Origin of the sequence: Paenibacillus sp. DMB5, assembly GCF_001517085.1 — a bacterium.
In the GTDB taxonomy this organism is placed as follows: domain Bacteria; phylum Bacillota; class Bacilli; order Paenibacillales; family Paenibacillaceae; genus Paenibacillus_AQ.
This window is the reverse complement of the sequence record NZ_LRAC01000023.1, coordinates 1-10,560: the sequence shown is the minus strand read 5'-3', so window position 1 is coordinate 10,560 and position 10,560 is coordinate 1. Positions and strand designations below refer to the sequence as shown.

8 protein-coding genes are annotated in these 10,560 nt (G+C 53.3%); 2 read left to right on the top strand and 6 right to left on the bottom strand.

The window, feature by feature from the left end; translation table 11 throughout:
* Nucleotides 1-472 precede the first annotated feature (472 nt).
* On the top strand, nucleotides 473-1,729 hold the full coding sequence (locus tag AWJ19_RS05340; protein ID WP_082707711.1) for an MFS transporter: 1,257 nt from the start codon (nucleotides 473-475) through the stop codon (nucleotides 1,727-1,729).
* Nucleotides 1,730-1,936: 207 nt separating this feature from the next.
* Nucleotides 1,937-3,211 (top strand): molybdopterin-dependent oxidoreductase, encoded by a 1,275-nt coding sequence (locus tag AWJ19_RS05335; RefSeq protein ID WP_082707710.1) that lies wholly within the window; start codon nucleotides 1,937-1,939, stop codon nucleotides 3,209-3,211.
* Nucleotides 3,212-3,298: 87 nt separating this feature from the next.
* On the opposite strand, the gene AWJ19_RS05330 is transcribed toward AWJ19_RS05335, so the two are convergent.
* From AWJ19_RS05330 to AWJ19_RS05305, 6 genes are all read right to left on the bottom strand, one after another.
* Complete coding sequence (locus AWJ19_RS05330) at nucleotides 3,299-4,285, bottom strand: hypothetical protein (RefSeq protein ID WP_241781611.1); 987 nt, start codon at nucleotides 4,283-4,285, stop codon at nucleotides 3,299-3,301.
* Nucleotides 4,286-4,298: 13 nt separating this feature from the next.
* Nucleotides 4,299-5,531, bottom strand: a complete 1,233-nt coding sequence (locus tag AWJ19_RS05325) for an ABC transporter permease (RefSeq protein WP_068722025.1) — start codon at nucleotides 5,529-5,531, stop codon at nucleotides 4,299-4,301.
* Nucleotides 5,528-6,196 (bottom strand): ABC transporter ATP-binding protein, encoded by a 669-nt coding sequence (locus tag AWJ19_RS05320; RefSeq protein ID WP_068722024.1) that lies wholly within the window; start codon nucleotides 6,194-6,196, stop codon nucleotides 5,528-5,530. Before AWJ19_RS05320 ends, AWJ19_RS05325 begins: the two co-directional genes overlap by 4 nt.
* Nucleotides 6,197-6,258: 62 nt before the next feature.
* Nucleotides 6,259-7,980, bottom strand: coding sequence for an alkaline phosphatase (locus AWJ19_RS05315; RefSeq protein ID WP_068722023.1), 1,722 nt, complete (start codon nucleotides 7,978-7,980; stop codon nucleotides 6,259-6,261).
* Nucleotides 7,981-8,212: 232 nt separating this feature from the next.
* A complete protein-coding gene (gene ligA, locus AWJ19_RS05310) occupies nucleotides 8,213-10,225 on the bottom strand; it encodes an NAD-dependent DNA ligase LigA (protein ID WP_068722022.1) in 2,013 nt (670 codons plus the stop codon).
* Between the two features lie 97 nt (nucleotides 10,226-10,322).
* Nucleotides 10,323-10,560, bottom strand: a 238-nt coding sequence (locus AWJ19_RS05305; protein WP_206744044.1) for a hypothetical protein, incomplete at its 5' end; no start/stop codon positions are given.

Genomic DNA, 10,560 nt, shown 5'->3' with positions numbered 1-10,560 from the left:
CAAACTCTCCAATAAGGTTTTTCCGTGCGGCTACTTCACCCGAATGACTTCGAGGAAATAACCATCCGAAAACTATCGAAAGAGCGATTCGCTCATTTTGAAACTGACGATTCATTTAATGAATCTTGTAAAAATTAACGCGTTCCATTTGTTCAGTTTTCAAAGAACTTGCACCAGTCATTCAACTTTCGTTTTCACGACCGGAATTAGATCATATCATATTTCTTTATTTCTTGTCAACTTATTTTTCTCTCAGCCCGTTTATTCGGCGTCGATGTCTCATAAGCACAAGAGATAATATATCATGCCGTCCAAATGAATGCAAGCTTTTTTTACAAAATAGCTTTTAGGTACTTTTACATCAGCCGATCAGCATAATTTGATTCCCAGGATGCCTTAAGAGTGGCTACAATAGAACCTGTACTGCTTCTGCAGAAATCCTCTTATTATATTCGTATGGAAAGGAGTATCAATGAATACTAACGTCAGGCAGGGCATTCCTGCACCTGCTCTTGAGACCAATGAGCAGCGTAATCAACAGCAGGCCACTATATACAGAATATTGCTGGCCATCAGCTTTGTTCATCTTTTTAACGATTCCATTCAGGCGGTAATCCCGGCGCTATTCCCTACGCTCAAGGATAACCTGCTGCTGTCTTTTACCCAGATCGGGTGGCTTGCCTTTGCCTTGAATATTACTTCATCCCTAATTCAGCCGGTAATCGGGTTTGCTGCAGACCGTAAGCCCAGACCCATTCTGCTGCCGCTCGGCATGTGCTGTACATTTGCAGGGGTTTTTCTTCTGGCCTTTGCTGACAGCTATCCTCTGGTGATCATCTCTATTATATTTGTCGGACTGGGATCTGCCGCTTTCCACCCTGAGGGTATGAGAGTAGCGCATATGGCGGCAGGACAGCGTAAAGGGCTCTCACAGTCGATCTTTCAGGTCGGCGGAAACGCGGGGCAGGCTTTGGGGCCTCTGTTGAACTACGGGGTGTTCATTCCTTTCGGGCAGATCGGAGCGCTCGGGTTCACTCTTTTTGCCGCCGCCGGAATTGTTATTCAGACTTATGTCGCCCGGTGGTACCGCGGAATGCTGAATGCCGGGTATACGTTCCGCAAGAAAACCTCAACAGGCACTATTGACCCTGCACGCCGCAAAGCGGTATTTATGGCTACCATCATACTGGTCTTTATCGTTTTTGTACGTTCCTGGTACGGGGCTTCGATCGGAGGATACTATTCTTTCTATCTAATGGATCATTACGGCATGGAGCTTGATAGCGCCCAAATATATATCTTTTTGTATCTGGCCGCGGGGGCTGTCGGCACTTTTTTTGGCGGACCGCTTGCTGACCGTTTCGGACGGCGTAATCTCATTCTCCTTTCTATGGTAGGTACTGTGCCGCTCGCTCTCATTCTTCCGTTCGCCAATGCTTTTTGGGCAGCTGTGCTGCTGATTATTTCGGGATTTGTACTCCTGTCCAGCTTTTCGGTAACCGTTGTATACGCACAGATGCTGTACCCGGGAAATATCGGTACCGTTTCAGGTCTGATTACCGGACTGGCTTTTGGTCTTGGTGGTATCGGCTCTTTGGTCATCGGCAAACTGATAGATCACACCGATATTACTACTGTGTTTGTAGCCTGCGGCTTCCTGCCGCTGCTCGGACTGGTCGCACTCCTGCTTCCCGGTGACAAGAAGCTGGAGCAATGGGCCGCTGAATAACATTTCGCCTTCAAAATCCAATTTTTCTAAATTGCCCAACCTTCTCCGGACAAGAGCAGGCTGGGCTTTTTAATGCATTTTCCCGGATTTTCGAATGTGCAGCGCAACATATAAGGGAGATTATTCAACGGCGTTTTTTTGCGGTACAATTAATTAATTCAAACTTGAACTAACTGGTGGCTTCGAAGGCTGAAGGAGGAATATCCATTGAGAAAGATGCTGGCTAACATCCGGAAAGGATACGGCAAGAAGCTTGTTTCGATTCACCGGTGGAATGCCTGGCTCGTACTGTTTCTGGCGGTGAGCGGTTTGCTGCTGGTAGGCGGCTTTTGGCGCGAGGTATTGGGTGAAGGCAGAGTATGGCTGAAATGGGCACATATTGTCCTCGGGCTGGTGCTGCTTATTCCGGTTATCTATTATCTGCTGCTTGCCTCAAAGCACTGGAAAAGGCTAGACGGGAAAACGGCACAAAAGGCAAATGTTATCTTTGTACTTGTCCTCCTTATCGGCTGGCTTGCATCAGGGATTGTGCTATGGCAGTTCAGGCTTGCCGGGCCAAGAGCAGCGAATGCGGCGCTTTGGATTCATGACCTGCTCACCTGGGTCGGACTGCCTGTCATCATCTATCACTCCGTTACCCGGGTGAAATGGCTGAAGGAGCCCCGGAAACGTTCAGTCGTTGCAGAAACACGAAGTCCTGTTGGCTCCGGCACTATAACGGATATAAAGCATCCCGCAGCCGTCAGTACTCCCCAGCCTGTATACACACGGCGCGGCTTCATCAAACTTGCTGTCGGTGCAGGCCTGGCCGTTACCGTTGGCCCGACCTTTGTCCGGTGGATCGGCAAGTCACTCCAGCTGCCCGGCACTGCAGATTATGCGGCCGACAACGCCAATACTCTTATTCCCGATCCCATGCCGCTGGCAGACTCTTCTCCGCCCATAGGCGGCGGTGCAGAGGGCAGCTTCCGGATATACACGGTAACCGATATTCCGGCATTCGATAACTCCAACTGGTCCTTTACGATTGATGGACTGGTCGACCAACCGTTCACCTGGACCTGGGAAGAGTTCGTTAAGCTGCAGCGCGAAGTGCAGGTCAGTGATTTTCACTGTGTGACCGGCTGGTCTGTATATAAAAACACATGGGAGGGTCTCCCTCTATCGAAGCTGCTGGATATGGCAGGAGTAAAAAATGAAGCTGTAATGGTCAAGCTGTATTCCGGCGACGGCGTCTACACTGATTCCCTGACATTGCCGCAGGCCCGCATGGAAGATGTAATGGTAGCAGTAATGCATGACGGCTTACCGATTCCGAATCAGCTCGGTGGACCGGTGCGTCTGGTGACTCCGCAGATGTACGCCTATAAATCGGTCAAATGGCTTAACCGGATCGAGTTAATTGCGGAAGATCACGTCGGATACTGGGAACAGCGCGGATACGATAAGGACGCCTGGCTGCCCGGTGCCAAACGGGTATGACGCAAAGATTATAGACCGGACGCAAATAGCCTCTGCTCCCTGTAAAGGGCAGAGGCTACTTGCGTTTTCCGTAACACTTACTTTGATTCAAAGACTCTTGAAGGAGGCGTCGTACAGCCGGAACATTGTTTTGTAGCCTGATTCGTCAATCTTGATGCCCACATCCAGACGCCCCGTTATCTCAAGGGGTCCGGAAGTATAACGGAGCTTATCGCCGCCGGGCACAAAAACAATCATGATTTTGTTCCAGTAGGTTTCATCCCCGTTATCGAAAGGACATTCTGCCCCCGGCTCTGGAATGAGCAGGAACCAGTTCTTTTCAAAGGAAAGGACCTCACCCATAAAGCCCTTTATTTTGACCTTGCTGCCGCTAAGGTCCCAGAAGTGCTCTGAGGGCCGCGTTTGGTCGCTGCCATCAAAAAAACCGTTCCAGTCAATGGATGAAATCCCTGAATGAGTACTTTCTGCCGGAATGGCTGCTGCCGCTGCCGGAGAGGGGCTTGCTGCTGGAGCAGACGCAGAATGACCTTGCTGTTCTACGCCACCCCCACTCCCGTCAGAACCAGTGCTCTTTGGCTGCTTCACAGGTGCAGGTGCTGGCGTACCGGGAGTAGAGCTGCCGGGTTGCCGGACGGGCTTCGGTGTAACAGCTGCAGCCGCAGACGGGGTAACCGCCGGCTTGGGTGTCCCTGGAGCGGTGTTGTCAGCTGCAGCCGCTCCTTGCTTGCCGCTTTGCAGATCCTCTGAAGTGACAGCTGGTTTTGCGGACGGTGCTGCCGATTCCTTCTGATGGACTTCCACGCCAGCAGGGGAGCTGCCCACGGCCGGCAGAGCTGTAGCAGAAAGCCGTTCTGCCGGAGGCGCAGCAGAGGCTTCCGGTGTTCCGGCTTGCACCTGCGCAACCGGACTCGCTTGCGCGTCTGCCGGCAAGATTGATTGAGCCGGAGCTTCCGCCGCCGCAGCAAAGGATTCCCCATCGCCTTCAGCAACTGTATTCTGACCGCAGGCCTGCAGCAGCAGCATGCCCAGCACTGCTGCCAGCGCGGGAAACAGCCTTTTCTGTAATCGTATCAAATGAGTGTACCTCCTATGATTTGAACAGCGCAAGCGGATGCATCCGGTACATCCGGAACGCCGGACCGAGCGAGGACAGCAGACCAATGGTAATAGCGCCTAATGCAATCAGCCAGTGCTCCGGTGTCCAGTGATAAGGCTGAATCTGGATGCCCGCCTGTGCAAACAGTGCATCCTTCAGCAGGTAAGCGCCAAGATGACCGAGCAGCAGGCCGGCGATCAGCCCGGTGGCCGTGACCAGCAGGCCTTCACAGGTCAAGGTCAGCCATACATAGCCCCTTGATTTACCAAGAAGACGCAATAGTCCGACATCCTTGGTACGTTCACCCGCTGCGGCAATCAGCGATAATAAGATCGAAATCCCGGCCAGCAGCACACAAATCGCCGTCAGCACACTGAGCAGCCTGGAGCCTTGATCCACTGCATTTAATACATCGGATACGGCCTTGCTTGTATAAACTGCCTGGACTCCGTTAGAACCATCAAGCTCCTGCTTCAGATTGTGGGCCCCAAGCAGACTTGCCGGCTTTACTAATACTGCTGTAATCTCCCTGTCTTCAGGTGCAAGTCCGTGCACAGCCCAGGCGTAGTCTACCGTTGTAAATACCGCACGGTCATCCGGGGTATGGAGCTCAGGAAGGATACCGGTTACGGTGTAGCGGAAGCTGCCGTGTGCGTGCTCTGCATCATGCTCTTCTCCGTGTTCTTCACCATGCTCAGCTTCCGCAGATTCAAGGTCTTCCTCCTGTACAAGACCGTGCGCTCCAGAAAAGGTGTCTCCTACCTTCAGCCCCAGCGATTTGGCAACATATGAACCGACAACGGTTTCACCGGTATGGGCATACATGGAGCCTTCGTGCAGTCTGGCACCGCCGTATCTTGTAAAGAAGTACCCTGACTCCAGCCCTACTATCGGAAACCCCTTATAGTTGTCTCCCGTTGTCATCGCATACGCTTCAGCCACAGACTGATCCTGTCTGGCCTGCTCCAAAGCAGCAAGCGGAATATTTCCGGTAGGGGCACCGATATGGTAAAAGGTATTAAGCACCAGCTGAGTTTCACTGCCCGCCGCTCCGATGACAAGGTCAAAAGGGCCGTAGCCCTTTTTGGCCCCCTGCTCCACACTTTCACGGGACAAGGTAAGTAGTACAATAAAAGCCACGGTTACGGCAACAGCGCAGACAGTGAGCAGAGACAGGAAACGCCGGTGCAGCACGTTGCGCAGCGTCAGTCTGAACAGGCTCATACTGTTGCCTCCTCCCTTATCCCAAGGCTGTGCCGCAGCAGTGGCATTGCTTCCCGGCGGACGGTGTTCACATCCTGAATATTCAGGCAATGCGGAAAACGCCCCGCCATATTGAGGTCATGAGTGACAACGATCAGCGTATGTCCGTGCGCAATGCTGAGCTCAAGCAAAAGAGCGGATATTTCATCCGCGGTCTCCCAATCCAGGCTCCCAGTAGGCTCATCAGCCAGCAGAAGCGGAGGTTGATTCACCAGCGCCCGGACAATGGCTATCCGCTGCTGCTGGCCGCGCGACAGCTGGGAAGGCCGGTGCTGGCTGCGGTCCGCTAGTCCTACCTGCTCCAGCCAGCCGTCAACGGTCCTTCTTCGCTCCTTAGCCGTAAGCCTTGCGGTCATCGCAATCTCGATATTCTGCCGTGCCGTCAGGGACGGAATCAGATGAAAGTCCTGCAGCACATAGCCGATGCGGGAAGCACGGAAAGCATCGCGTTTGGCCTCCGCCAGCTCGTGAAGCGGCTGACCGTCCACTATAATGCTGCCGCTGTCCGCCCGGAGGATTCCGCTTACCAGGTGTAGAAGCGTGCTTTTACCGGACCCGCTGGGTCCGGTAATGGCTACACGCTCTCCTTTTTCCACATTCCACTCAGGGATATCCAGAATCGGCACCGGTCTTCCGTCTACCTTGAACTGTTTTTTACCTCCCGAATCTGAAGCACCCGGTCACACTCCTATCTCAGGACAAGCCGTTCGGACAAAGCATCCCACTTCAGGGTTGTGCCTGTCAGCTGATTAAATGCAGTGAGCGGAAGGTACAGCACGCCATTATCCACATCTACTGTATATGCCACTGTCTTGCCGTTAAGCTTGGCAGTTTTGCCTGTCAGGCTGACATCAATGGTATTGTTCTTCAGCGCCAGCTTCGCGGCGGAAGCATCTCCTTTATACGTCCCTCCAAGCGCTTTGGCCAGTGCTTCGGCCGGGTAGAGCACTTCGTTGTCGCGGCTGATTTTAAACTTAGGATACAGATATTTGGACTGCAGCTCTGCTGAACGCTTGTTGAGGTCCAGACCCAGAATCCCCGCACCTGCTGTGGCAATCTGCGTATTGTCCACCTGGCCTTTTACCTTGTCCGCAATCGGCCCGTATGCCCAGACTCCGACATCTACAGCCGAGTGCCCGTGACCGGACCAGCCGACGAGCAGGCGTTTGGAAATGACGGCGTTGTACGCACCTTCGCGTTTGTACGAGGAGCCGTCCCCGTTCATAATCTGGGTAACCTCTTCATCGGTAAGATCCGTAATCCAGGTATTTGTTGTTACAATACTGCGGATCTCTTCCGGTGTCTGCGCCGCTTCAAGAGCCGCCGCCAGGCTTTCGGAGGAATGCTTCTGCTTATTCCACAGATCAATATTGATTTCATAAATGTTATCACGTGAAAGGGACAGGCCGCCGGTCTCATGGTCCGCTGTGACTACGACGGAGGTGTTACCGTTTTTCTTGGCAAAATCAATCGCTGTCTTGAATGCGGCGTCGAAATCGAGCGCCTCCTGGACGAGCGTCGGCAGATCGTTGGCATGACCGGCATGGTCAATACGTCCGCCTTCAATCATCATGACAAAGCCATCCTTATCGGTTGATAAAATATTCAGTGCCTTGGAGGTCATGGCTGCAAGACTCGGGGTTTCTGGCGTCCGGTCCGGAACATAGGCAACATGGGAGCTGCCGAACAGGCCGAGCACCTTGGTGTTTTTGGAGGTTAGCGCATTTAAGGCAGACACATTCTCGACCACGGTGTATCCTTTGGCTGTAAAGTCAGGGATAAGGCTCTTGTCCGTCCGTTTGCCCTTCTCTTCCTTGGTTACAAAAAACTGCTTCCCTCCGCCCATCAGCACATCCACACCGCTCTCCAGATACTGCGAGGCAATTGCCGCTTCATTATCGCGGTTGCGCACGTGTGACGCATAAACGGCTGGTGTAGCATGTGTAATACGCGCCGTGGTTACTAACCCTGTTGCCTTACCGGTACTCTCTGCAGCTTCAATAATGGAAGCAAACGGTTTGGATACATCCTCGTTGGATACGCTGATGCCTGCATTATAGGTTTTGTGTCCTGTGGCAAAGGCAGTACCCGCTGAAGCGGAGTCCGTAACGATACCGGATACAATCTTCCCGCCGTCTTCACCGCGGTCTGCATATGTAGTAGCCTGTCCTACATAATAAGGATCGATATTCAAATGACTGACACCCTTGGTGTATTGCTGAAAATATCTTGCCGCCGAAATCTGGGCCGGGCCCATCCCGTCACCAATCAGCACAATCAGATTTTTGGACTTGGCTTTTGCCGCTCCCCCTGCGTTCGTTGTTCCCTGTGCCGCTCCGGCGAGCGTTGCCCCGGAAACCACAGCTGCCGCTAATCCACCAAAAATGATGCCCTTCATCAGCTTGTTCATTGTATACCCTTCCTCCTTATGATGATTCTTACCATAGCTTAGCTGGGAAAGGTTAACGAATTGTCAAAATTAGTAACCAGTTGTATTAAATTATCAATTGTTCATGTGTTAATTTTAGCGTTCTTACCGGAAAAGGTTCAAAATGCAAAAAAAGAGCCCTGCATCCCCGCTGCTGCGCAGTGAGATTACAGGACTCTAGGAGGTCCAATGTTATGCAATTGGGTAGTGCCGCTTAAAGCTCAAGCAGACGAATCAGCTCTTCTTCATCCTCGATGACCTGAATCCCCAGCTGCTGGGCTTTGGCCAGCTTACTGCCTGCCTTTTCGCCGGCAATAACCAGATCTGTCTTCTTGGATACGCTGCCGGACACCTTGGCTCCCAGTGCCTCCAGCCGCTCTGCCGCCTCCTCGCGGGTCAGCTTCTGCAGGGAACCTGTCAGGACCACCGTCTTGCCGCTAAAGAAGGAATCGGTACTGACCTGGCGCGGCACTTCCGGCGCTTTGGCCTGCACACCCAGCTCCAGCATACGGTTAATGCTCACCACTACAAAAGGATCCGCGAAGAAACTCGCGATGCTCTCCGCCACGATTCCGCCGATATCCGGCAGACCGGACAGCTCTTCGGCGGTTGCGTTCATAACAGCCTCCAGGCTGCGGTAATGATCGGCCAGCATCCGTGTGGTTGCCTTGCCTGTGTTCGGAATGCCCAGCGCATAGAGGAAGGAAGCGAGATCACGGCCCTTGCTCTCCTCAAGCGCTTTGAGCAGATTATCGGCCTTCTTCTCGCCGAAGCGGTCCAGCTTGACCAGCTGCTCAAAGGTCAGCTCGTATAAATCAGCCGGCTCCCGCACATTCAGCTCTTCATGCAGCTGGCCGGCGGTTTTTTCGCTGAAGGTCTCTATGTCCATCGCATCCCGGGAGGCGAAATGAGTGATCCGGCTGACAATCTGCGGCTTGCAGTCCAGCTTGTTGTTGCAGAACAGATGCGCTCCGCGCATTTCCAGCGGGAAGCCGCAGGCAGGACAGTTCTCAGGGAAAATAATCTCCCCACCGTCACTCTCCTCCGTTACCTTGCCGAGAATTTCCGGAATGACATCATTGGAGCGGCGGATGAAGACACGGGTGCCCAGCGCATGTTTGAGATTTTTGCGTTCGATGTCACCAATATTATTAAGGGTGCAATTCTGTACGGTAACGCCGGCAAGCTCTACGGCTTCGACACGGGCCAGAGGAGTCACCTTACCGGTGCGCCCCACATTCCAGCTGACCGATTCCAGAATGGTCGTCGTTTCTTCCGCCTCGAACTTGTAAGCTACCGCCCAGCGCGGGAACTTATCCGTGTAGCCCAATGCTTCGCGGATCCGGAAGTCCGTTACCTTGATAACTGCACCGTCAATGAGGTAATCCAGACCGGCACGCTTCTCTTCAATCTCCGCCAGCTGCTCGGTAACGTCATCGAATTTATCGAAATAGGTAAGATAAGGATTCACCTTAAACTGGTTGGTCCGCAGAAAATCCATCATCTGCTGATGATCGGCAAACTGCACGCCTTCGGCATAACCCACGTTATAAAAGAAAGCGTTCAGCCTCCGTTCGGCAGTCGTCTTAGGATTTAAGTTGCGCAGTGCACCCGCAGCCCCGTTGCGCGCATTCTTCAGCGGCTCGGCTGCGCGAGTATTGTAATCGGCCAGCACCGACAGATTCATAATCCCTTCACCCTGGACTTCGATCAGTCCTTCCTTAAAGGGAATAGTGAGCGGCACCGACTTGATCGTCTTGACCTGGGCAAGGATACCTTCACCGGTTACCCCGTTGCCCCGGGTCGCAGCCTGTACAAGCCTGCCGTCCCGATAAGTGAGATTAAGGGTCAGTCCGTCAAATTTCAGTTCCACCGCATAGCAGGGCTCAGGCAGGGGCCTATCCGGATTTTTGGTGTTATAGTCATTCACCAGCTTCAGCACACGGGCATTCCAGCTACGCAGCTGCTCGATATTCTGCGCCTTGTCGAGGCTCCAGAGGGGCGCAAGGTGCCGGTGCGGGGTAAAGCCCTTCAGCAGTTCTCCCCCAACCCGCTGGGTAGGAGAGTCGGGCAGCACGAGTCCGCTCTCTGCTTCAAGCTGAACAAGCTTGTCGTAGAGCACATCATACTCCTTGTCGCTGACTAACGGGGCATCCAGGGTGTAATAGTGATAATTGAATTTATTCAGCTCGGCAACAAGCTCTTCCATGGTATGCATAACGTCCATCCGGGCATATCCCTCCGTTATAAGGATTGTATCTAGCAAGAGAATAGCATTTCTATATCTCTTTATTTTCCATAATCGCCTGTGCTAACCCTGCCGGCTACTCAACTTTGGTAATCGGCGCAAATCCGGCGAGCAGCCGCTTCACGCCAACCGGCGCCGGAAAAGCAATCTGCAGCTCCGTATCGTTGCCGGTGCCCTTCACGGACACAATGGTGCCGGTGCCCCATTTGCCGTGGGCCACCTTGTCGCCGGCCTTGAAATCGCCGGCCGCCGCCGCAGCCCCTCCCGTAGCGCGCTGCGCGCCGCTGCCGGTCGTCACCGTCACGCGTCCTGTC